Origin of the sequence: Saccharopolyspora indica (genome assembly GCF_027853965.1) — a bacterium.
Lineage (GTDB): Bacteria > Actinomycetota > Actinomycetes > Mycobacteriales > Pseudonocardiaceae > Saccharopolyspora > Saccharopolyspora indica.
Genome location: NZ_JAQGLB010000002.1, coordinates 214,166 through 236,561, shown reverse-complemented (window position 1 = coordinate 236,561; position 22,396 = coordinate 214,166). Strand labels below are relative to the sequence as shown.

The window sequence follows — 22,396 nt, the reverse complement described above, 5'->3', positions numbered from 1 at the left end:
CGTTTTCACACCGCCCCCCGCAGCTTGAACCGCCGCGGGTTCTGAGAGGTTTCCTGGCGAGGACGGCTCCTCCGCCGTGTATCGGACATACATCAGGAGGGGCACCCGCAGTCCAGGAAGCCTCTCAGGTTCCGCCACGCAAAACGAGCCGCGCACCCTCGAAGTCAGCGGGTGATGCCCTGCTCCGCGGCCATCTCCCGCAGCACCTTCGGCGCCGCCCACAGGGTCGGGAGCAGCACGAAACCGGCGGGCACCGCGGTGACCACGATGAACGACTGCAGCGCGCTGACCCCGCTGTCGCCGACCGCGATCAGCGCGATCGCCGCGACACCCATCAGCAGGCCCCAGAAGGCGCGGGAGAGCTTGTTCGGCTCCCCGCTGCTCGTCCCGGCGGTGGCGATGGCCAGCGACATGGAGTCGGTGGTGGTGGCCACGAACGTCGTCGTCAGCACCAGCAGCACCACGCCGAGCACACCTCCCCACGGCAGCTGCTGGGCGATCGAGACGAGCGCTGCGGGCAGCCCGGACTCGTCGAGCGGCCCCGACACCGAACCCGGCGTGCGCTGCTCCAGCATGACCCCGGTGCCGCCCAGCACCGTGAACCACAGCGCGGTGGCCACCGGTGCCACACCGGCGGTGAAGCCGATCAGGTTGCGAGCTGTGCGACCGCGGGAGATCCGCGCGACGAAGATGGCCATCAGCGGCGCGTAGCCGATGAACCAGCCGAAGAAGAACACCGTCCAGCTGCCCAGCCACTCGCCGTCCCCGCGGTACAGCGACATCGGCACGAAGTCCTGCACGTACCGCGCGAACCCGCTCAGGAAGCCGTCCACCACGAACGCCGCCGACCCGAGCACCAGGATCGCGGCCATCGTCGCGACCGCCAGCCACACGTTGAACCGGCTGAGCAGCTGGATGCCCTTGTCCACGCCGGTGATGACGGAGATGACGGCGACCGCGGTCAGACCGAGGATGATCGCGACCTGCATCGGGTAGGTGTCCGGCGTGCCGAACATCGTCGACATGCCGTAGGAGACCTGCATGCCCAGGAAGCCGATCGGGCCGACGGTGCCCGCGACCACGGCGATGATGCAGATGACGTCGACGACGGTGCCCAGCCAGTGGTGCTGGATGCGCTCGCCGAAGACCGGGTGCAGCAGGGTGCGCGGCCGCAGCGGCAGGCCCTTCTCGGCGGCGCGCATCATCACGATCGCCCCGAGCGTGCCGAGGACCGCCCAGGCCAGGAATCCCCAGTGCGAGAAGCTCTGCGCGAGCGCCACCGTGACCGCTTCGGCCGAACCCGGCGCCACGTCGGCGTAGGCGGGCGGCAGGTCGACGTAGTGGTAGACCGGCTCGGCGGAGGCCCAGAACACGCCACCGGCGGCGAGCAGCGTGCACATGATCATGGCCAGCCACTTGAAGGTGCCGAACTCGGGTTCGACGTCGCCGCCGAGCCGGACCCGCCCGTAGCGGGAGGCGCCGAGCACGACCGCGATCGCGAAGGTGGCCAGCAGCAGGACCTGCCAGTACGGGCCGAACCAGGCAGCGCACGCGGCGAACGCGGTGGACACCGCGTTGCCGGTCGCCTCCGGCGCGAGCAGCGCGGTGACGACGAACGCGGTGAGCAGGCCACCGCTGAGCGCGGACACCACCAGGTCGGCCCGGGGGCGTCGCTCGCCGGTTTCGGGGATTTCCGTGCTCGTCGAAGTCACGGGATACCAATCTTCTCGGGTGCAGGGCGCCTGAGCAGGCGCAACTGCGACTCCGGAACGAGAGGAGAACGGCGCCTGTGCGGATCGGCCGAAGCCGATCGTTTCTGCGGAGGATGAACCTTCCAGGTCGGCGCCAACGAACTACGAGACGCTAGCCCGCCGGTGCCGAACCGGTCGAAACCACCCCGCCCGAGCATGACCGGGAACACGGTCGGGCAGGCTCACCGGGGGTTCACCGGCGGGCCGTTAGGCTCGGTCGTCGTGGCAGCCCCGAATCGCATGCGTCGAGTCCTGCTGAGCACGACCGTGGTGCTCGGCACACTGCTGGCGGGCTGCGCGCAGTTCCCGGACGAGCACACCAGGCCGTGGGGCGACCCGCCGTCGCTGGAGCCGCAGGCCGGCCCGCAGCCGTCCTTCGAGAGCGAAGCGCCGCCGCCGCAGACCGGCACCGAGCCGGGCAAGCCGGCCCAGCCGGTGGGCTGCGAGGATCCCGACCCGGCCGTGGTGGCGACCTGCCTGGATCCGGTCGGCGCGATCGCGGTGCTGCCGGACGGCAGCGCGGCGCTGGTCGGCGAACGCGCCACCGGCCGCGTGCTGCGGGTGGCGCGCGATGCGAAACCCGTTGAGCTGGCGAGGATTCCGGTCGACGCGAGCAGCGGCGGAGGCCTCACCGGGCTGGCGCTGTCCCCGACCTACCACGAGGACGAGCTGTTCTACGCCTACGTCACGACCGGCAGCGACAACCAGGTCGTGCGGGTGGCGGCGGGCGACCGGCCGAAGCCGGTGCTGACCGGCATCCCCAAGGGTCCGCGCGGGAACTCCGGTGCGCTGCTGACCGACGGCCAAGGCGCGCTGCTGGTGGCCACCGGCAACGCGGGCAACCCCGGCAACGCCACCAACCCGCAGTCGATGGCCGGGAAGCTGCTGCGCATCGACGGCTTCGGCAAGCCCGCGCAGGGGAACCCGGACCCGAAGTCCTCGGTCGTGGTCTCCGGCCTGACCGACCCGGCCGGGCTCTGCGGCACGCCCGCCCTGGGCATGTACTGGGTGACCGACCGCCTGGCCGACAAGGACGCGCTGTTCCGGCTCAAGCTCGGCGAACCGCTGGGTGCGCCGTCGTGGACGTGGGCGGACCGCCCGGGTGTCACCGGCTGCGCCGCCGACCCGGCGAACGTGGTGGTGGCCCTGCGCGACGCCGCCGCGCTCTACACCCTGAGCCCGGCAGCGGACGGCACGGTCACCGGCCAGCCGACGAAGGTGATGGAGAAGACCTACGGCCGCTTCTCGGCGGCAGCGCTCGCCCCCGACGGCCTGATCTGGCTGGGCACCGCGAACAAGGACGGCGGCGCCCCGATCTCCAGCGACGACCGGGTGATCCGCCTCGAACCCCCGACCGGCGGCACCGCGGGCAAGGACTGATCAGGCCCCGTTCACCCCGCGGTCGGTCAGGTCGGTCAGCAGGTCGATCGCCTCGTCGTCGGTGAGGCCGGCGGTCGCGGGGTGCCGCTGGACGAGCTTGGCGTGGGCGAACTGCTGCCACAGCCCCGAGATTGCCAGCGCGGTGGCACCCGGGCGGTCCGAGACCCCCGCGAAGTGGCCTGCCAGGTGTTGCAGGTCCGGCTCGAGCAGCTTCGCCAGGCGGTCGGCGAACTGCTGGTCCACCTGGGCCGCTTGCCCCAGCGCCACGATCAGGGTGCCGTTGTCCTGGAAGAACCGCCAGTACCGCGCGACGTGCCAGCGGATCGCCGCGCGCTTGGCGAAGTCCGGGTCGTGCGCGGCGTCGGCCTCGACCGCCCGGTCGCTGGCCTCGATCATGTCCGCGAGCAGTGACTCCAGCAGGGCTTCCTTGCTGCCGAAGTGGTTGTAGAACGACCCGGCGGCCCGCCCGGCCTCGGCGGTGATGTCGGTGATCTTGGCGTTGAGGTAGCCGACCCGGTCGAAGACCCGCTGCGCGGCCGCCTTCAGCGCGGCCTCGGTCTCCGCGGCCCTGGCCTTGCGGCTGTCCGCCATCGCACCTCCCGTTCCTTGACAGGAACGCTAGCAAGCTCCATTCTGAACCTAAATTCACTGAATTTTGATTCACCTAGGAGCGCGCATGGACACCCGAGTGCTGATCGCCGGCGCGGGCCCGACCGGTTTGACGCTGGGCATCGAGCTGGCCCGGCGCGGTGTCGGTTTCCGGATCGTCGACGCGGCGACCTCGCCGTTCGCGGGATCGCGCGGCGACGGCCTGCAACCCCGGACGCTGGAGGTGTTCGACGACCTCGGAGTGCTCGACGAAGTCCTCAGCAGCGGAGCGCCGCCGTTCCCGATCCGCGCCCACGTCGGCGGCAAGTACGTGGGCGAGCGCCGGATGGTCGACCTCGCCGAACCCACGCCCGCCGTCCCGCACCCGAACCCGTGGGTGCTGCCCCAGTGGCGCACCGAGGAGATCCTGCGCGACCGGCTGGCCGAACTCGGCGTGCGCGTCGAGCAGGGCGCGGAACTCCTCGACTTCCACCAGGATTCCGAAGGCGTGACGGCCAGGCTCAGCACGGGAACGGTTCGGGCGGCGTTCCTCGTCGGCGCGGACGGCGGGCGCAGCGCGGTGCGCAAGACGCTGGGCGTGGAGTTCGCCGGCGAGACGGACGAGAGCATCCGCATGCTGCTCGGCGACGTGCAGGTGACCGGCCTGGACCGCAGCTGCGGCCACTGGTTCGGCTCCGCCGACGACCCGGCCCGGGGCATCGCGCTGACGCCGCTGCCCGGCACGGACGCGTTCCAGTGCGCCGCCCCGCTCCCCGCCAGCGTCGAGACCGCGACGCTGGCGGCCCTGCAAGCGCAGCTCGACGAGCACTCGGGCGGCGACCTGCGGATGCACGACCTGACCTGGTCCACGGTGTGGCGGCCCAACATCCGCATGGCGCGGCGGTTCCGCCAGGGCCGCGTCTTCCTCGCAGGCGACGCCGCGCACGTCCACCCGCCGACCGGCGGCCAAGGCCTGAACACGGGCGTCCAGGACGCCTACAACCTGGGCTGGAAGCTCGCCGACGGCAGCGCCGACCTCCTCGACAGCTACGAGCTGGAGCGCCTGCCGGTCGCCGCATCGGTCCTCGGCCTCAGCGCGGAACTCCTCCAACGCCACGTCGAAGGCCACGCCGAAGCGCACCGCCGGGGCCCGGAGACCCACCAGCTGAACATCACCTACCGGAACAGCCCGCTCTCCCACGACGAACGCCCCGACCCGGGCGCCGTCCGCGCCGGAGACCGCGCCCCCGACTCACCGCTGCGCGACGAGAACGGCGAGCAGCTCCGCCTCTTCGACCTCTTCCGAGGCCCCCACTGGACCCACCTCTCCTTCGACGCCGAACCCCCAGCAGTCCCCGCGAACGTCCAGGCCCACCGCATCTCCCCCACCGGCCCCCTGCTGGACCCCGGCGGAACCGCCCAAGCCACCTACGACGTCACCCCCGGCACCCAGGTGCTGATCCGCCCGGACGGCCACATCGCCCGCATCACCCGCTGACCCCGGTGAAGGGCACCTTTTAGCAAGTAACTTGCTAAAAGGTGCCCTTCACCTCAAACCGATCGGGTGATGAGCTCCCGGTTGGCGGCTTCGGTGAGAAGCACGAAGGGCACCTTTCGCCAACATACTTGGCGAAAGGTGCCCTTCACGCGGGAGAACTACTGGCCGCAGGCCGCCAGGACGAGTTCGCGGACCCGCTTGGCGTCGGCCTGGCCCTTGGTGGCCTTCATGACCGCGCCGACGATCGCGCCCGCCGCCTGGACCTTGCCGCCGCGGATCTTGTCCGCCACGTCCGGCTGGGAGGCCAGGGCTTCGTCGATCGCCTTCTGCAGAGCCGAGTCGTCGGAGACGACCTCCAGGCCGCGGGCGGCCACGACCTCGTCCGGCTCGCCCTCGCCTGCCAGGACGCCGTCGACGACCTGGCGGGCCAGCTTGTTGGTCAGCTTGCCGTCGGCGACCAGGGCGATCACCCGGGCCACCTGCTTCGGGGTGATGTCCAGGTCCGCCAGCTCAACACCGCGGGTGTTGGCCTGCTGCGCGAGGTAGGAGACCCACCAGGAACGGGCGTCGCCCGGCTGCGCCCCGGCTTCCACCGTCTCGGCGATCAGCTCCAGCGCACCGGCGTTGACCAGGTCGCGCAGCTCCTCGTCGGACAGGCCCCACTGCTCCTTGGCGCGCTTGCGGCGCTCCCACGGCAGCTCCGGCAGGGTCTTGGACAGCTCCTCGACCCACTCGCGGGACGGCGCGATCGGCACCAGGTCCGGCTCCGGGAAGTAGCGGTAGTCCTCGGAGGTCTCCTTGCGGCGGCCCGCCGAGGTGGAGCCGGTGGACTCGTCGAAGTGCCGGGTCTCCTGCAGGATCGAGCCGCCGGAGGCCAGCACCGCGCCGTGCCGCTGCATCTCGAAGCGCACCGCGCGCTCCACGCTGCGCAGCGAGTTGACGTTCTTCGTCTCGGTGCGGGTGCCGAACTCCGTGCTGCCCTTCGGCATCAGCGACACGTTCGCGTCGCAGCGCAGCGAGCCCTGATCCATCCGCACGTCCGAGACGTCCAGCGCGCGCAGCAGGTCCCGCAGCGCGGTGACGTAGGCGCGGGCGACCTCGGGAGCGCGCTCACCGGCACCGGTGATCGGCTTGGTGACGATCTCGATCAGCGGCACGCCGGCGCGGTTGTAGTCCAGCAGCGAGTGGACCGCGCCGTGGATGCGACCGGTGCTGCCGCCCACGTGCAGCGACTTGCCGGTGTCCTCCTCCATGTGCGCGCGCTCGATGTCGACCCGGAACGTCTCGCCGTCGTCCAGCACCACGTCGAGGTAACCGTCGTGCACGATCGGCTCGTCGTACTGCGAGGTCTGGAAGTTCTTCGGCATGTCCGGGTAGAAGTAGTTCTTCCGGGCGAACCGGCACCACTCCGCGACCTGGCAGTTCAGCGCCAGACCGATCCGGATCGCGGCCTCCACGGCCTTGGCGTTGACCACCGGCAGCGCACCCGGCAGGCCCAGGCACACCGGGCAGACCTGCGAGTTCGGCTCCGCGCCGAAAGCGTTGGCGCAGCCGCAGAACATCTTCGTGTTCGTGGACAGCTCGACGTGCACCTCGAGGCCGAGCACCGGGTCGAACCGGGCCAGGACCTCGTCGTAGTCCATGATCTCGGCGACGGAGGTCACTTCTCGTCCTCCTCCTTGCGCAGCGCGCGCACCGCCAGCGCGGTGCCGGTGATCAGCCCGGCCGCGGTGATGATCGCGTCCGCCAGCTCCAGCTTGTCCTTCTTCTCCCGCGCCGCGCGGATGCTCGCCCGCAGGCCGAACGCCGCGGACAGCACCGAGGCCAGCTGGAACGCCGCCTTCAACTTCGGGTTCATACCGCCACCTCCAGCTCGGGCACGCGGAGCGCACCGCGCGCGGTCTCGTACGCCGCCCCGACCCGGTAGAGCCGGTCGTCGGCCATCGCCGGGGCCATGATCTGCAGCCCGACCGGCAGACCGTCCTCATCGGACAGTCCGCAGGGGACGCTCATGGCGGCGTTGCCCGCCAGGTTCGACGGGATGGTGCACAGGTCGGCGAGGTACATCGCCATCGGGTCGTCGACCCGCTCGCCGATCTCGAACGCCGTGGTCGGGGTGGTCGGCGAGACCAGCACGTCGACCTGCTCGAAGGCGGCGTCGAAGTCGCGGGTGATCAGCGTCCGCACCTTCTGCGCCTGCCCGTAGTAGGCGTCGTAGTAGCCCGAGGACAGCGCGTAGGTGCCGAGCATGATGCGCCGCTTGACCTCCGGGCCGAAACCGGCCTCGCGGGTCAGCGACATGACCTCCTCGGCGCTGTGCTCGCCGTCGTCGCCGACGCGCAGGCCGTAGCGCATCGCGTCGAAGCGGGCCAGGTTCGAGGAGCACTCGCTCGGCGCGATCAGGTAGTACGCGGGCAGCGCGTAGGCGAAGTGCGGGCAGGAGACCTCGACGACCTCCGCGCCCAGCGCGGACAGCTGCTGCACCGCGGCGTCGAACGCGCGCTGCACGCCGGCCTGGTAGCCGTCACCGGAGAACTCGCGGACCACGCCGACGCGCACGCCCTTGAGGTCGCCGGAGGCGCCTTCGCGGGCAGCGGCGACGACCGCGGGCACCGGCTGCGCGATCGAGGTGGAGTCCAGCGGGTCGTGCCCGCCGATCACCTCGTGCAGCAGCGCGGCGTCGAGCACCGTGCGGGCGCACGGCCCCGGCTGGTCCAGCGACGAGGAGAACGCGACCAGGCCGTAGCGGGACACCCCGCCGTAGGTGGGCTTGACGCCGACCGTGCCGGTCACCGCGCCCGGCTGGCGGATGGAGCCGCCGGTGTCGGTGCCGATGGCCAGCGGCGCTTCGAACGCGGCCAGCGACGCCGAGGACCCGCCACCGGAACCGCCCGGGATGCGGTTGAGGTCCCACGGGTTGCGGGTCGGGCCGTAGGCGGAGTTCTCGGTCGACGAGCCCATCGCGAACTCGTCCATGTTGGTCTTGCCGAGGATGACCACGCCCGCCTCGCGCAGCCGCTTGGTCACGGTCGCGTCGTACGGCGGGACCCAGCCCTCGAGCATCTTGGAGCCGCAGGTGGTGGGCATGTCGGTCGTGGTGAACACGTCCTTGAGCGCCAGCGGCACACCGGCCAGCGGCGAGGCCGCCCGGCCCTCGGCGCGCTCCTCGTCGACGCGGCGGGCCGCGGCCAGCGCGCCCTCGGTGTCGACGTGCAGGAACGCGTGCACGGCCGAGTCGACGGCGGCGATCCGGTCCAAGTGCGCCTGCGTCACCTCGACCGACGAGACCTCACCCGCCTCCAGCTTCGCGGCGAGCTCGGACGCGGTCAGCCCGGTCAGGCTGCCGCCAGATGCGGTCGTCATCAGGCCTCCTCGGTGAGAATCCGCGGCACGCGGAACCGGTCGTCTTCAGCGGCGGGCGCGGCAGCGAGCGCCTGCTCGCGCGTCAAGCCCGGCCGCACCTCGTCCTCGCGGAAGACGTTGGTCACCGGCACGGCGTGGGACGTCGGCGGGATGTCGTCCGCAGCGACCTCGCCCACCTCGGCCACCGCATCGAGGATCTGGTCCAGCTGGCCGGCGAAGGTGTCGAGCTCGGCCTCGGTGACGGCCAGCCGCGCCAGGCCGGCGAGGTGCGCGACCTCGTCGCGGGAGATCTTGGACACTGCGAAGGCTCCCTGGTCATGTCCGGTTTCACGGGTACCGCTCAGTCTATTGACCAGGCCACCACGACATGTCCTGGGGTTGTTCGCGTACGCGACATGTCGCACAGGACATCGCCCGCGGGAACCTTCGGGAACCGTCGATCGTTCCACTGCGTGGACGGCGGTGACACCGCTAGTCACCCGCGTCTGCCACAATTTCAGGGCCAGTTCCTCGTACGAGGAGCCGCTGGAGTGCGGCCTCGTGCGCCTAGGAGCAGCGCGACCGGCGAGGTGTCGCGCACGAAACTGGAGGCGTTGAGTCCGGTGTCCTTCCTCATCCGGGTGCAGATTCCGGACCGGCCGGGCAATCTCGGCTCGGTGGCGAGCGCGCTCGGCGAGATCGGTGCGGACATCCTCAGCGTCGACGTCGTCGAGCGGGTCGGCGGCGTGGCGATCGACGACCTGGTGGTGGAGCTGCCCTCCGGGCGCCTGCCGGACGTGCTGATCACCGCGGCCGAATCCGTCGAAGGCGTCACCGTCGACGCGGTCCGCCCCTACGCGGGCGTGCTGGACACCCACCGCGAGCTCGAACTGGTCGAGGAGATCGCCGCCGAGCCCGGCCGCGGTCTGCAGATCTTCGCCGAGGGCGTCCCCAAGATCATCCGCTCCGGCTGGGCGATCGTCTTCGGGCACCGCTCGGGCGGCGCGGAGCAGCTGGCGGCGAGCACCTCGGCCCCGCAGGAGGGCTACCTGGAGCTGCCGTGGCTGCCGCTGCCGCGCGCGGCGATCCTCGACGGCGACGACACCTGGGTCCCCCAGACCTGGCAGGAACTGGGCACCGAGCTGGCCGCGACGCCCATCGGCAAGCCCGACCGCGTCCTGCTGGCAGGCCGCCCCGGCGGCCCGATGTTCCGCGCCGCGGAACTCGCCCGCCTCGCCCACCTCGCAGGAATCGTCTCCGTCGTCCTCGACGGCTGATCCCGTCGCCGCGCGGTGGCGCCGCGCGCTCCTTCGGCAGTGGGCACGGTTCAGCAGCGCGTGGGCCGTGAGTGTTTTGTGGTGTTATAGCCCCACAAAACACTCACGGGCACTGAACTGCGGAAACGGAACTACAGAAGCTCCAGCGCGAAGGCCAGCAGGCTGACGTCCGGGACCGGCTTCCAGTCGCGGTCCGGGCAGCGCTCGAAGCCGAGGCTCCGGTAGAGGCGCTGCGCGGAGGTCGAGGTGTCCTTCACGCAGAGCACCACGCGTTCCAGGCCCTGCTCGCGGGCCCGGTCGATCACCGCCCGGACCAGTGCCCGGCCGACGCCGTTGCCCATCGCTTGCGGCGTCACCGCCAGCATGCGGAACTCCAGCTCACCGGGCCGCGACACCTCCGCGTAGGCGGTGCCGGGGCGGACCACGGTGACCGTGCCGAGCGGCTCGTCGCCGGTCAGGGCGACCAGCAGCTCGGCCTTCTCCGCGCGGTCCGCCGCGTTGCGCAGCACCGATGCGTAGTCGACGTCGGTGGGCAGGGCGGCCGCCTCGGTGTAGGCCCGGACGGCGATCTCGCCGATCGCCGCGTACTCCTCCGGCCGGGCCACTCGGATTGTCGTCATGCCGCCGATCCTGCCCACGCCCACCGACAGCGGCCGGTCATTCCTCCTCGGCGGGCAGCGCGACCGCCTCCGCCGCCTCCGGACCGTCGTCGAGCAGCACGCGGAAGCCGTTCTCGTCGAGCACCGGCACCTTGAGCTGCATCGCCTTGTCGTACTTCGACCCCGGCGAGTCGCCGACCACCACGAACGCCGTCTTCTTCGACACCGACCCCGCCGCGCGACCGCCGCGCGCCATGATCAGCTCCTTGGCCTCGTCCCGGGAGAAGGTCTGCAGGGTGCCGGTGACCACGATCGACATGCCTTCGAGGGTGCGCGGGATCGACTCGTCGCGCTCGTCGGCCATCCGCACCCCGGCGGCCCGCCACTTGCGCACGATCTCCTGGTGCCAGTCCACCGCGAACCACTCGCGCACCGCGGTGGCGATGGTCGGGCCGACCCCGTCGGCGGCCGCCAGCTCCTCCTCGGAGGCGGCCTCGATCCGGTCCAGCGAACCGAATTCGCGGGCCAGCGCCTGCCCCGCCGTCGGGCCGACGTGCCGGATGGACAACGCCACCAGCACCCGCCACAGCGGCTTCTCCTTGGCCACGTCCAGGTTGGCCAGCAGCTTGGCGCCGTTGGCCGAGAGGTTGCCCTCCTTGGTGGTGAACAGCGGGGTCTTGAGCAGCTTCGCCTCGTCGAGGTCGAAGATGTCGCCCTCGTCGTCGATCACCCCGGCGGTCAGCAGCGCGCCGGCGGCCTCGAAGCCGAGCGCGTCGATGTCCAGCACCTTGCGGCTGGCCAGGTAGAACAGCCGCTCGCGCTGCTGCCCGGGGCAGCCCTGGGCGTTCGGGCAGCGCAGGTCGACGTCGCCCTCCTTCTGCTGCGCCAGCGGCCAGCCGCACTCCGGGCAGGTCGCGGGCATGACGAACTCGCGCTCGTCTCCGGTGCGCACGTCGACCACCGGGCCGAGCACCTCGGGGATCACGTCGCCCGCCTTGCGGATGACGACGCGGTCGCCGATCAGCACGCCCTTGCGGCGCACCTCGTCGGCGTTGTGCAGGGTCGCCATCGACACCGTGGATCCGGCGACCTTCACCGGCTCCATCACCGCGAACGGCGTGACGCGGCCGGTGCGGCCGACGTTGACCTGGATGTCCAGCAGCTTCGTGGTGGCCTGCTCGGGCGGGTACTTGTAGGCGATCGCCCAGCGCGGTGCCCGGGAGGTGGTGCCGAGGCGGCGCTGCAGCGGCACCTCGTCGACCTTGATCACGATGCCGTCGATCTCGTGCTCGGCGGAGTCGCGGTGCTTGCCCCAGTACTCGATGTGCTTGGTCAGCTCATCCACAGTGGACAGCACCACGGTGTGGCGGGACACCGGCAGCCCCCACGCCTTGAGCGCCGCGTAGGACTCGGACTGCCGCTGCGGCTCGAAGCCCTCGCGCTTGCCCAGGCCGTGGCAGATCATCCGCAGCGGCCGGGAACGGCTCACCCGCGGGTCCTTCTGCCGCAGCGAGCCGGCGGCGGCGTTGCGCGGGTTGGCGAACGGCGGTTTGCCCGCCTCCACCAGCCCGGCGTTGAGCTCGGCGAACTCGTCGACGCGGAAGAACACCTCGCCGCGCACCTCGACCAGGGCGGGCACCGGGTACTCGTCGGTGCCGGTGAGCTGCTCGGGCACGTCGGCCATGGTGCGCACGTTGAGCGTGACGTCCTCGCCGGTGCGGCCGTCACCGCGGGTCAGCGCCCGCTCCAGCCGCCCGTCCCGGTAGAGCAGGTTGATCGCCAGGCCGTCGATCTTCAGCTCGCACAGGTAGTGCGCGTCGCCGCCGATCTCGCGCTCCACCCGCTCGACCCAGGCCTGAAGCTCCTCGGCGCTGAACGCGTTGTCCAGGCTCAGCATCCGCTCCAGGTGCGCGACCGGGGTGAACTCGGTGGAGAAGGTGCCGCCGACGACCTGCGTCGGAGAGTCCGGCGCCTGCAGGGCGGGGTGCTCGGACTCCAGCCGCTGCAGCTGCGCGAACAGCTCGTCGAACTCGCCGTCGGAGACGGTCGGCGAGTCGAGCACGTAGTAGCGGAACTGGTGGCCGCGGACCTCCTCCGCGAGTTCCGCGTAGCGCTCGCGCACGTCGGCGGGAACGTCCTCGACGCCCTCGGCCGCCCGGTCGGCGGCGGGGTCGGTCGGCACGTTCGCCTCAGCGCCGTTGTCCGGGTTGCGGTCGTCCACGTCCTTGCTGGTCACGCCCCGAGACTAGCGAGCGTCCCCGACAACGGCACGCATCGCCTCGCCGACCGCAGGGCAGGAGAAGCGGTCAATTTCGTGCGAAATTGACGTTCACCCGGGTGACGGTCAATTTCGCACGAAATTGACACCGCCCCGGAGCGGTCAGGGCTCCTGGGTGGTGGTGCGGTCCAGGTCGCGGACCAGTTCGCGGAGTTCCAGCAGGCCGATCGCGCCTTCCGGTTCCCGCTCCGCGGTCTCCACCCGGCCCAGGCGGTCGGCCGCCAGGCGCTCGCCGAGGGTCGCGTCCAGCGGCAGGAAGGTCAGCGCCTGCCGCGCCTTGTCCTCCAGGGCCCCGAACCCGGGGTGGTAGACGGCCACGTCGACCACGCCTTCGGCCTCGTCGACCTGCGCGGCCACCCGCACCTCGCCGAGCGGGTACTTCTCGCCGCGGAGGTTCACCGTGACCTCGGTGGGGTCCGGCACCGGCGGCACCGAGTCGTGGTACTCCCACAGCGTGTCCTGCTGCGGGGCCGCGGCGATCCAGGCATCGGTGTAGGGCCGCAGCTCGGGGTCGGCCTGGCCGCTGAGCACCAGCGCGTACACGGCCTTCTCGCCGTGCTCGATGGCGAAGGTCAGGTTCGGGTGCACCGAGGCGACCATGTCGGCCACCAGGTTCTCGACGCGCTGCGGCTCGCTGTCGCCGAGCGCGGAGGCGAGCTCGGGCAGCAGGTCGTCCCACCGCTGCCAGAACACCTCGGCGCGAGCGGCCGCCTCGGCGGGCACGTCGACCGGTTCGGCTGCGGTCTCTTCAGCGGCACGGCGGCGGCGGAACCTGAACATGCTCCCCATTGTGCCGGTCGCGCCGTCCGGCCCGCGGGCGAACGGGCGGACTCACCCCGCCAGCTCGGCGGCGACGATGCCCGCCAGCTCGCCGATCTCCAGGCCGCGCACCTGCCGCGCCGCGCCCAGCACCCCGGTCAGCGCGGTCAGCGGGTCACCGTGGGTGGCCAGCCGCACCGCCTCCGCGGCCCGCAGGTGCGCGCGGATCTTGCTGCACGGCCGGCTGCGGACGCTCTGCCAGGACAGCTCCCGCACCGCGGCGGTGAGCTCGCCGTGGTCGACCGGGGCTCCGGTGCTCAAGGAGCACGCGGTGCGGCGCAGCACGGGGTGGTCGACGCAGTCGGCGGTCACGATCACCTGCCGGGCGACGGCTGCCGCGGCCTGCCGCAGCGGCCGGTCGCCGGCCGAGCGCAGCGCGGAGATCAGCTCCACCGGGTACCCGGCGACGTGCTCCAGCGGATCGGGCACCGCGACCAGGTCGTCCGGCCACGGTGCAACGGGGAAGGTGCGGAGCCGTCCGGCCAGCCAGCCGGGGCTCGGCGGCAACCCGGTGATCCGCCCGGCCAGCGCCAGCACCAGCGCCACCGGATCGGCCTGAGACCAGGGCAGATCAGCGCGCAGCTGTTCCAGCGCGTCGGGATCGGTGCCCTCCCGGATCTCCGGCAGCACCGCCTCGAACGCGGTGCTCACCTGCCCGTGGACGGCGTGCGAGAAGCGGGTCAGGCCGCTGCCGTCCCAGAACGCCGAGACGGCCTCGGTCTCCGCGGCTCGCCGCAGCACCTCGGGCCGCCGTCCCTGGTGACCGCCGTCCTCGACGACCAGCACCCAGTCGCCGAGCTGCTTGAGCGCGATCATCGGGTGCTTCTCCTGGTTGGCGAAGGCCTCCTCGCAGAACTCGTCGACGTCGAGCTCCCGATCGCACGCGACGATCGCCCCGAACGCCTCGGCCACCTGGTCGAGATTGCCACCGCGCACGAAAGTAAGGCACGCCGCTTCCTGGATGATGCTGCGCCGAACCCACCCGGCGCGCTCGATCTCGCTGACGCAGTAGCTGCCCACGACCCCCTTCCTACCAGCGTACGAAGGCCCTCACCGCCGAATCGGAAAAAGACTCAGCAACTCCTGCCCACCGATCACCCACCGAAGTCCACAGAGGACTCCACCCGGTGACGTCAATTGCGCCACTCGGATCAAGTCGATGGTCGAACCCGGGACGGCAGGACGTCCTGCGCGGCGGCGGTGCGGCCGTCCCCGCGCAGGACTTCAACGCAACCAGGCTCAGCTCTGCGGCTTCGCTACTGCGCGGCTTCGTCGGCGAAGAGCTTCGCCAGGTCTCGGGTGAGGTTGATCGCGCGGCGGGACCACGCCGGGGTCGCGCCGGCGAGGCCGCAGGTCGGGGTCGGGACGCTGCGCTCGGCGAGGGCCTTGCGGGCGAAACCGAGGCGGGAGGCGAGGTCGAACGCGGGCTGCGCGAAAGCGCGCAGCGCGTCTTGCACCGGTTGGGTGCTGGGGACCAGGCCGAGGAACAGCGTGGTTCCTTCTTCCCACGCCTCGCCGAGTTCGTCGGCCAGTTCACCGGTGACGTCGCCGAGCCCGGTGGCGTCCAGCGCGATCGCACCCGCACCCGCGCGGCGCAGCAGCGCTACCGGTGGGCGGCGGGCGCAGCAGTGCACGATCACCGGCGAATCCGTTGCCGCGCCGAGTTCTTCGATCACTTCGCCGAGCAGGCTCTGCACTTCGGGCGCTGGAACGGCCGGGACCTTGCCGTAGCCGGACGGCGTGGGCAGGGCGCCCGCCAGCACCATGGGAAGCATCGGCTCGTCGAGCTGCACGACAACGCGGGAGCCGGTCCGCGCGGCGACCTGCGCCACGTGCTCGCGCAGCCCTTCGGTCAGCGACGCGGTGAAGTCGCGCAGCGCGCCGTGGTCGGTGAGCACCCGGTGCCCCCGGTGCAGTTCGATGCCCGCCGCGAGCGTCCACGGGCCAGCTGCCTGCACCTTCACCGCGCGCGGTGCGCCCTTCTCGGCGACCGCCTGCTCCACCGCGTCCAGGTCCCAGCGCAGCAGGTCGACCGCGCGCTGCTGGTCCCGGCCCGGGCGGCCCGCGACCCGGTAGCCGGAGGGCACCACTTCGACCGCCAGGTCCACCAGCAGACCGGCGGTCCGGCCCAGGACGTCGGCGCCGACGCCGCGGCCCGGCAGTTCCGGGAACGGCGCCAGGTCGGGCAGCTCCCCGACCACGGTGCGCGCGGTCTCCACCGGATCCGTGCCGGGCATCGACCCGATGGCGGTGGCGATCCCCGGACCCCAAGCTGCGTCAGTCACCCCGCCATTATCGACAGCCCGCGCCCGCGCGGGCGACCGGGCGGCAGACCGCGGCGGCAAGACCTCGGGGCGCGGCGATTTCGCCCTCCTCGGCTCCGTTTCTGCTGGTCGTGACCCGTGAGTGCTTTGGGGTGCTATAGCCCCACAAACCACTCACGGGCACTGAACAGGGGAAACGGACCTCAATGGGCGAGCTGGTCGCGGAGGACGCGTTTGAGGAGCTTGCCGGAGCTGTTGCGCGGCAGGTCGTCGAGGAAGTGGATCTCCTTGGGCACCTTGAACCCGGCCAGCTGCCCGCGGGCGTGCGCGACCAGTTCCGCCTCGGTCACCTCGGCCTTGGCCACCACCACCGCGGCGATCCGCTCGATCCACTTCGGATCGGGCACCGCGACCACCGCCACCTCGGCCACCGCCGGGTGGGCGTAGAGCACGTCCTCCACCTCGCGGGAGGCGACCAGCACTCCACCGGTGTTGATCACGTCCTTGATCCGGTCCACCACGAAGACGTACCCGGCCTCGTCGCGGCGCACCAGGTCACCGGAGTGGAACCAGCCGCCGCGGAAGGCCTCGGCGGTCTCCGCGGGCTTGTTCCAGTACCCGGTGCACAGCTGCGGCGACCGGTAGACGATCTCGCCCGACTCCCCCGGCGCGACCTCCGCGCCCTGCTCGTCGACGACCTTGGCCTCCACGAACAGCACCGGCCGCCCGGCCGAATCCGGCCGCTCGTCGTGCTCCTCGGGTCGCAGCACGGTGGCCAGCGGCGCGATCTCGGACTGCCCGAAGCAGTTGTAGAAGCCGAGTCCGGGCAGCCGATCGCGCAGCCGCCGCAGCACCGGACCGGGCATGATCGAGGCACCGTAGTAGGCCTTGCGCAGCGAATCCAGGTCGCGCTCGGCGAAATCGGCGTGATTGGCCAGCGCGACCCAGACGGTCGGCGCGGCGAAGAACGAACTGATCCGCTCGGCCTCGATCCGCCGCAGCACCTCGCCCGGTTCCAGCACCTCCAGCAGCCGGTTGGTGGCCCCGATCATCAGGTTCGGCAGCAGGAACACGTGCATCTGCGCGGAGTGGTACAGCGGCATCACGTGCAGCGGCCGGTCGTCCTCGGCGAAGTCCAGCGCCGCCAGGCAGGACAGGTATTCGTGCAGCAGCGCGCGGTGCGTCATCATCGCGCCCTTGGGCAGCGACGTCGTGCCCGAGGTGTAGAGCAGCTGCACCAGGTCGTCGTCGGAGACCTCCACGTCGAGTTCCGGAACAGGTCCTCCAGAGCATTGCGCCAGCAGCGAATCCTCGTCGCCGCGCAGCGGGATCACGCGCTGCACCTGGGTTCCGGCCCGGACCCGGTCGAGTTCGCCCACCAGCGCGGGGTCGACCAGCGCGATGCGGCTCTCCGATTGCGCCAGCAGGTAGGAGAGTTCGCCGGAGGTCAGGTTGTAGTTGATCGGCACGTGCACCAGCCCCGCCCGCGCGCAGGCGAGGAACCCGATCAGGTAGGCGTCGGAGTTCTTGCCGTAGGCCGCGATCCGGTCGCCCTTGCTCGCGCCCGCGGCCAGCAGCACTCCTGCGGCGCGGCTGACCGCGTCGTCGAGCTCGGCGTAGGTCCACTCCGACTCCCGCCCGGCGCCGTCGACGAACCGGAGCGCGACCCGGTCCGGAACCCGTGCGGCGCTGCGACGCAGGACATCGGCAACGGTGCTGGCGCGAAGATCGGACATGGGGCCTCCATCGGCGCGGGTGGTCCCAGACACTAACCGCGCAACGCACCTGCTTTCCAGAACTCGCGCAGCGCCGCATTGACGACGTCCGCGCGCTGGCTGTGCGGCCAGTGCGACGCATCGTCCACCCGCAGCAGCTCCGCACCGATGCGTTCGGCGGTGACCTGAGCGCATTGCATGATCGGCTCGCCGCCGTGCTCCCGGTAGGCCTGCGGCGCGTTCTCCCAGGTACCGGTGACCACCAGCTTCGGGAACGCACCGAGGCGGTCGAGCGGGATCTGCGCCTCCCAGGCCGGGAACTCGTTCAGCGCGGTCCGCGTGGCGCGCGCCAGTTCCGGGGTGGGCTCGGGTGCTTCGAAGCCGACCGACTCGAAGTTGAGGCGCACCAGATCGGCGTCCGGGAGATCCGGTGGCACCGACGCGACAGCTGTCCGGTTGCGCTCTAGAGCCGCAGCAACCAGTGGCGCGTCCGCAGCGACTTGAAAGCACGCGGGCTCGATCAGCGTCAACGACCGCACAGAGCCGGGAGCGAGCGTCGCCGCGAGCATCGCGACCACACCGCCCGAGGAGTGCCCGACGAGATGCGCGCCGCCGTCGAGCAATTCCGCGATGTCCTCGGCGTCCTGCGCGTAGTCGCTGCGCTCGACGTCCGGGCTGCCGCCGTAGCCGCGCCGATCCGGCAGCACGATCCGGAAGTCCTCGGCGAGCGGGAGCTGCGCACCGAAGCCGAACGCGTCGTGCGTCGCCCAGGAACCCGAGCCGTGCACGAACACCGCGCGCTCGCCATCTCCCCGCTCGGTCACGTGAATCATGCGGTGATCATGTCGTCACCGCTGGCGACGAGGCAAGCTCAGCTGCGCAGCGCGGCGATCGCCGCCGCGAGCGCCGCGTCGCGGAAGTCCTCCACCGGACCTTCGGTGAGCGCGCAGTCCTGCAGCCCGCCGATCGCGACCGTCGCCTTGGCGATCTGCGCGGGCGTGGCGTCGGCGCTCACCAGCACGTGGTAGATCCGCTCGCGCCAGTTGAGCATCTGCTCCACCAGACCGAGCTGCGCCAACGCCCCCACGTCCCGGATGACCAGCTGGAGCACCCGCCGATGGCGCAGCACCGCGTCGAAGTAGTCGGTCAGGAATCGCGTCGCATCGCTGCCCTCGCTCTCGGCCAGCAGCGTCTCCACGTCGTCGAGCAGCGGTTGCACGATGCCGCGCACCAGGTCCGCTTTGGACGGAAAGTGGTAGTACAGCGCCGCTTTGGTGATGCCGAGCTGCTCGGCGACCTCGCGCAGGCTGGTCTTCTCGACCCCCTGCTGGGCGAACAGCTCGGCGGCGACCGCGCGGATCTCCGCGCTGGTGTCGACCCGTGTCCTCGGCATCGGCGTCCTCCTCACCGAGGATCCTAGTGCTTGCCGACCGGTAAGTTACTTGCCGACCGGTAAGCAATAGGTCTACCGTGGCCTCAGACGCCCCCTTGTCTCAACCGGAGTCCTGCCCAACCGCACCTCAGGGGACCGTGATGCAACCCAGCCACAAGAAACCGCACAACGCGAGAACAACGCCGAACGCAACCACCACTGAAAAATCCCGGAGAGGCGGGACAGCAAAATCCCGGAGAGGCGGCACCGTCCTGATCTCCGGAGCCAGCATCGCCGGGCCGGCGCTGGCGTTCTGGCTGCGCGAACACGGCTTCCACCCGACGGTCGTGGAGCGGGCGCCCGAGATCCGCGACGGTGGCTACGCGATCGACGTGCGCGGTGCAGCGATCACCGTCGCCGAGCGGATGGGCGTCCTGCCCCAGATCCGGGAGGCCTGCACCGGTATGCGGGGCATAACCGTCCTCGGCCCCCGCAGCCGCCCGCTGGCCGACGTGCGCACGGGCGAGCTGATGAACAGCCCCGGTGACGTCGAGATCATGCGCGGCACGCTGGGCCGGATCCTGCACGAACGAACAGATGGCGTCGAGCACCTCTTCAGCGACTCCATCGCGGCGATCGAGCAGGACGCCGACGCGGTCCGCGTGACGTTCGAGCGGGCCGAGCCCCGCGAGTTCGACCTCGTGATCGGCGCGGACGGGCTGCACTCCAACGTCCGGGACCTGGTGTTCGGCCCGGAGTCGGGCTTCACCCGCTACCTGGGCTACCACATCTCGATCTTCAGCACGGAGAACTTCCTCGACCTGGACCGCTGGGCCGTGCTGCACAACACGCCCGGCAGGCTCGCCGGTCTGTACCGGTCGAAGGCCGACCGCGGCGCGAAGGCGATTCTCGCCTTCGCGTCCCCGCGGCTGCGCTTCGACCACCGCGACCCGGGCACCCAGCTCGCGCTGCTGGACAAGGCGTTCCGCAACGAGCGCTGGATCGTGCCGCAGCTGCTCGAAGCCGCCCGCAGCGCGCCGGACCTCTACTTCGACTCGATCACCCAGATCCGGATGGACAGCTGGACCCGCGGTCGCGTGGCGCTGGTCGGCGACGCGGGGTACGGCCCGTCCCCGTTGTCCGGCCAGGGCTCCAGCCTGGCGCTGGTCGGCGCCTACGTGCTGGCGCGCGAACTGCACGCGGCCAACGGCGACCACCGCGCGGCGTTCCGCGGCTACGAACACCGGATGCGGAACTTCGTGACGCAGAACCAGCAGTTCGTCAACGACGGCGGGAGGATGCTCATCCCGAAGACCAGCACCGGCCTGTGGCTGCGCAACCAGATGTTCCGCCTGATGCACCACCTGCCGACCACCGCGGGCCTGTCCAAGAACCTGGAACGGGCGGCCAACGCGATCGACCTGCCAGGCCCCGCGGCATGACCCGCATCTACCGCGGCGAACAGGGCCGGAAGGCGATCCAGCGGTGGTGCGCCGACCAGCTCGACGCATGGCCCGTGCCGCACCAACGCCAGCTGATCTCGGTCACCGGCGCCTCAACGCACCTGGTCACCGCGGGCACCGGAGCCCAGACCGCGGTGTTCGTGCCCGGGACCAACTTCTGCGCGGCCGCCTGCCTGCCGCTGGCGACCGCGCTCGCCGAGCGGTGCCGCGTGGTCGTGGTCGACCTCCCCGGCCAACCGGGCCTCAGCGACGGTCGGCGGATCCCCGCACCGCAACGGCATTCCTGGTACGGGCGGTGGCTGGCGGAGGTGATCGACCAGGTCTCCGAATCCCCGGTCGTCCTCGTCGGCCATTCGCTGGGCGCGGCGATCGCGCTGGCCACGGCATCACCGCTGGTATCGCGGCAGGTGCTGCTGTCGCCCGGCGGCTTGGTCCGCGCGCGGATCACACCCGGCATCCTCGCGGCGTCCTCGACCTGGCTGCTCCGCCGCCGCCCGGCCGACAGCGCCCGGCTGCTCGCCACGATGCTCGCACCGGGCGACCTCCCCCGGCCGGAGCTGGTGGAGTGGATGACGCTGATCGCCCGGCACGCCCGATCGAGCCTGGACCCCGCCCCGGCCCTGGTGGCCGACCGGGCGGTGGACCGGATCGTCGCCGTCGGCGACCACGACCGCTACTTCCCCAGCCGTCCCCTGGCCGCTGCCACGCGGCGCACCCTGGGCCTGCCGCTCAGCGTGCTCCCGTCAGCAGGTCATCTGATCACGGAAGGACAGCCCGGCCAACTCGCCGACCTCATCGCGACCTGAACTCACGGGCTGCCGCCCAGACGATCGATTCGTTCTACGTGCCGCAACCGCGAGGAGCAGCGCACAACAGCACGAGCTGCCGCAAGCGCGCAGCGCTTAACCCACCCCCGCAACTCGCACCGCCACGCAAAACGAGCCTGGAATCAAGCCATCTCAACGGGTCGCGGCGATGATCCCGGAGCCCAGCACCAGGTCACCGGCTGCGTCCGGTCGGTACAGGACGATCGCCTGGCCCGGCGCCACGCCGCGCAGCGGCTGGCGGAGCTGGACGTGGATGCCGTCGCCGTCGGCCTCGGCGACCGCCTCCGCGGTGCCGCCGTGCGCGCGGACCTGGATCACGCACTCCACCGGACCGGGCAGCGGCTGCTCGGACGGCCAGATCGGGCGCTTGGCGTCGATCTCGGTCACCGACAGCCGCTCCGCCGCGCCGACCTTCACGGTGCCGGACACCGGTTCCAGCGACAGCACGTAGCGCGGGCGGCCGTCGGCGGCCGGGGCGTCGATGCCGAGGCCCTTGCGCTGACCGATGGTGAACCCGTGCACCCCGGTGTGCTCGCCGAGCACCGCGCCGGTGTCGGCGTCGACCAGCTTGCCCGGCGTCTGGCCGAGCTTGCCCTCCAGGAACTTGCGGGTGTCGCCGTCCGGGATGAAGCAGATGTCGTGGCTGTCCGGCTTCTTGGCCACCGCCAGATCGCGCTCGGCGGCCTCCGCCCGCACCTCGGACTTCAGCGAGTCGCCGAGCGGGAACATCGAGTGCCGCAGCTGCTCGGCGGTCAGCGAGGCCAGCACGTAGGACTGGTCCTTGCCCTCGTCGCGGCTGCGCCGCAGCTCCGGCACACCGTCCACGATGGACAGCCGGGCGTAGTGGCCGGTGCAGACCGCGTCGAAGCCCAGCGCCATCGCCTTGTCCAGCAGCGCCTCGAACTTGATCTTCTCGTTGCAGGTCAGGCACGGGTTCGGGGTGCGTCCCGCGGCGTACTCGCCGACGAAGGTCTCGATGACCTCCTCGGTGAACCGCTCCGCGAAGTCCCACACGTAGAACGGGATGCCCAGCAGGTCCGCGGCGCGGCGCGCGTCGTGGGAGTCCTCGATCGTGCAGCACCCGCGGGCGCCGGTGCGCAGCGTGCCGGGCTTGGCCGACAGCGCCAGGTGCACCCCGACGACGTCGTGCCCGGCCTGCACCGCGCGCGCCGCGGCGACCGCGGAGTCCACCCCACCGCTCATGGCTGCCAGTACTCGCACGC

20 protein-coding genes are annotated in these 22,396 nt (G+C 71.4%); 5 read left to right on the top strand and 15 right to left on the bottom strand.

Annotated elements, in window-relative coordinates; all coding sequences use genetic code 11:
* Nucleotides 1-164: 164 nt before the first annotated feature.
* Complete coding sequence (locus OU416_RS04960; RefSeq protein ID WP_270925620.1) at nt 165-1,712, bottom strand: BCCT family transporter; 1,548 nt, start codon at nt 1,710-1,712, stop codon at nt 165-167.
* 261 nt (nt 1,713-1,973) lie between these two features.
* Here OU416_RS04960 and OU416_RS04955 point away from each other — a divergent pair, with 261 nt between their 5' ends.
* Entirely contained in the window at nt 1,974-3,131 is a 1,158-nt protein-coding gene (locus OU416_RS04955) for a PQQ-dependent sugar dehydrogenase (RefSeq protein WP_270925619.1), read from the top strand.
* On the opposite strand, the gene OU416_RS04950 is transcribed toward OU416_RS04955, so the two are convergent.
* Nucleotides 3,132-3,722, bottom strand: a complete 591-nt coding sequence (locus OU416_RS04950) for a TetR/AcrR family transcriptional regulator (protein WP_270925618.1) — start codon at nt 3,720-3,722, stop codon at nt 3,132-3,134.
* An 85-nt stretch (nt 3,723-3,807) separates the two neighbouring features.
* Here OU416_RS04950 and OU416_RS04945 point away from each other — a divergent pair, with 85 nt between their 5' ends.
* Nucleotides 3,808-5,217, top strand: coding sequence for an FAD-dependent monooxygenase (locus OU416_RS04945; RefSeq protein WP_270925617.1), 1,410 nt, complete (start codon nt 3,808-3,810; stop codon nt 5,215-5,217).
* A 158-nt stretch (nt 5,218-5,375) separates the two neighbouring features.
* On the opposite strand, the gene gatB is transcribed toward OU416_RS04945, so the two are convergent.
* The 4 genes from gatB to gatC are packed head-to-tail and all read right to left on the bottom strand — an operon-like array spanning nt 5,376 to nt 8,879.
* Nucleotides 5,376-6,881, bottom strand: a complete 1,506-nt coding sequence (gene gatB / locus OU416_RS04940; RefSeq protein ID WP_270925616.1) for an Asp-tRNA(Asn)/Glu-tRNA(Gln) amidotransferase subunit GatB — start codon at nt 6,879-6,881, stop codon at nt 5,376-5,378.
* Nucleotides 6,878-7,075: a hypothetical protein gene (locus OU416_RS04935; protein ID WP_270925615.1), complete on the bottom strand. Its 198-nt coding sequence runs from the start codon at nt 7,073-7,075 to the stop codon at nt 6,878-6,880. The genes gatB and OU416_RS04935 overlap by 4 nt, the downstream gene beginning before the upstream one ends.
* The gene (gene gatA, locus OU416_RS04930; RefSeq protein WP_270925614.1) at nt 7,072-8,580 is read right to left on the bottom strand and encodes an Asp-tRNA(Asn)/Glu-tRNA(Gln) amidotransferase subunit GatA; all 1,509 of its coding nucleotides are present in this window, start codon (nt 8,578-8,580) and stop codon (nt 7,072-7,074) included. The genes OU416_RS04935 and gatA overlap by 4 nt, the downstream gene beginning before the upstream one ends.
* Nucleotides 8,580-8,879 (bottom strand): Asp-tRNA(Asn)/Glu-tRNA(Gln) amidotransferase subunit GatC, encoded by a 300-nt coding sequence (gene gatC / locus OU416_RS04925; protein WP_270925613.1) that lies wholly within the window; start codon nt 8,877-8,879, stop codon nt 8,580-8,582. The genes gatA and gatC overlap by 1 nt, the downstream gene beginning before the upstream one ends.
* Nucleotides 8,880-9,182: 303 nt before the next feature.
* Between gatC and OU416_RS04920 the strand changes: the two genes are divergently transcribed.
* Nucleotides 9,183-9,836 (top strand): ACT domain-containing protein, encoded by a 654-nt coding sequence (locus OU416_RS04920; protein ID WP_170210517.1) that lies wholly within the window; start codon nt 9,183-9,185, stop codon nt 9,834-9,836.
* A gap of 131 nt (nt 9,837-9,967) precedes the next feature.
* Here OU416_RS04920 and OU416_RS04915 read toward each other — a convergent pair whose 3' ends face one another.
* The 8 genes from OU416_RS04915 to OU416_RS04880 all read right to left on the bottom strand — a co-directional run bounded on the left by OU416_RS04915 (nt 9,968) and on the right by OU416_RS04880 (nt 18,904).
* Complete coding sequence (locus tag OU416_RS04915; RefSeq protein WP_270925612.1) at nt 9,968-10,456, bottom strand: GNAT family N-acetyltransferase; 489 nt, start codon at nt 10,454-10,456, stop codon at nt 9,968-9,970.
* 37 nt (nt 10,457-10,493) lie between these two features.
* Entirely contained in the window at nt 10,494-12,671 is a 2,178-nt protein-coding gene (gene ligA / locus OU416_RS04910; protein WP_372907145.1) for an NAD-dependent DNA ligase LigA, read from the bottom strand.
* A gap of 144 nt (nt 12,672-12,815) precedes the next feature.
* Nucleotides 12,816-13,493 (bottom strand): hypothetical protein, encoded by a 678-nt coding sequence (locus OU416_RS04905; protein WP_270925611.1) that lies wholly within the window; start codon nt 13,491-13,493, stop codon nt 12,816-12,818.
* A 51-nt stretch (nt 13,494-13,544) separates the two neighbouring features.
* A complete protein-coding gene (locus OU416_RS04900) occupies nt 13,545-14,552 on the bottom strand; it encodes a DUF6461 domain-containing protein (RefSeq protein ID WP_270925610.1) in 1,008 nt (335 codons plus the stop codon).
* A 236-nt stretch (nt 14,553-14,788) separates the two neighbouring features.
* Nucleotides 14,789-15,817 (bottom strand): methionine synthase, encoded by a 1,029-nt coding sequence (locus tag OU416_RS04895; protein ID WP_270925609.1) that lies wholly within the window; start codon nt 15,815-15,817, stop codon nt 14,789-14,791.
* 182 nt (nt 15,818-15,999) lie between these two features.
* Nucleotides 16,000-17,532 (bottom strand): fatty acyl-CoA synthetase, encoded by a 1,533-nt coding sequence (locus OU416_RS04890; protein WP_270925608.1) that lies wholly within the window; start codon nt 17,530-17,532, stop codon nt 16,000-16,002.
* A 32-nt stretch (nt 17,533-17,564) separates the two neighbouring features.
* Nucleotides 17,565-18,344 carry an alpha/beta fold hydrolase gene (locus OU416_RS04885; protein WP_270925607.1) on the bottom strand — a complete coding sequence of 260 codons (780 nt, stop codon included), beginning with the start codon at nt 18,342-18,344 and terminating at the stop codon, nt 17,565-17,567.
* Between the two features lie 38 nt (nt 18,345-18,382).
* Nucleotides 18,383-18,904, bottom strand: a complete 522-nt coding sequence (locus OU416_RS04880) for a TetR/AcrR family transcriptional regulator (RefSeq protein WP_270925606.1) — start codon at nt 18,902-18,904, stop codon at nt 18,383-18,385.
* Between the two features lie 140 nt (nt 18,905-19,044).
* On the opposite strand from OU416_RS04880, the gene OU416_RS04875 reads away from it, so the two are divergent.
* Nucleotides 19,045-20,325: an FAD-dependent monooxygenase gene (locus tag OU416_RS04875; protein WP_270925605.1), complete on the top strand. Its 1,281-nt coding sequence runs from the start codon at nt 19,045-19,047 to the stop codon at nt 20,323-20,325.
* On the top strand, nt 20,322-21,152 hold the full coding sequence (locus OU416_RS04870; RefSeq protein WP_270925604.1) for an alpha/beta fold hydrolase: 831 nt from the start codon (nt 20,322-20,324) through the stop codon (nt 21,150-21,152). The genes OU416_RS04875 and OU416_RS04870 overlap by 4 nt, the downstream gene beginning before the upstream one ends.
* A 153-nt stretch (nt 21,153-21,305) precedes the next feature.
* On the opposite strand, the gene mnmA is transcribed toward OU416_RS04870, so the two are convergent.
* Nucleotides 21,306-22,394 carry a tRNA 2-thiouridine(34) synthase MnmA gene (gene mnmA, locus OU416_RS04865; RefSeq protein ID WP_270925603.1) on the bottom strand — a complete coding sequence of 363 codons (1,089 nt, stop codon included), beginning with the start codon at nt 22,392-22,394 and terminating at the stop codon, nt 21,306-21,308.
* Nucleotides 22,395-22,396 lie beyond the last annotated feature (2 nt).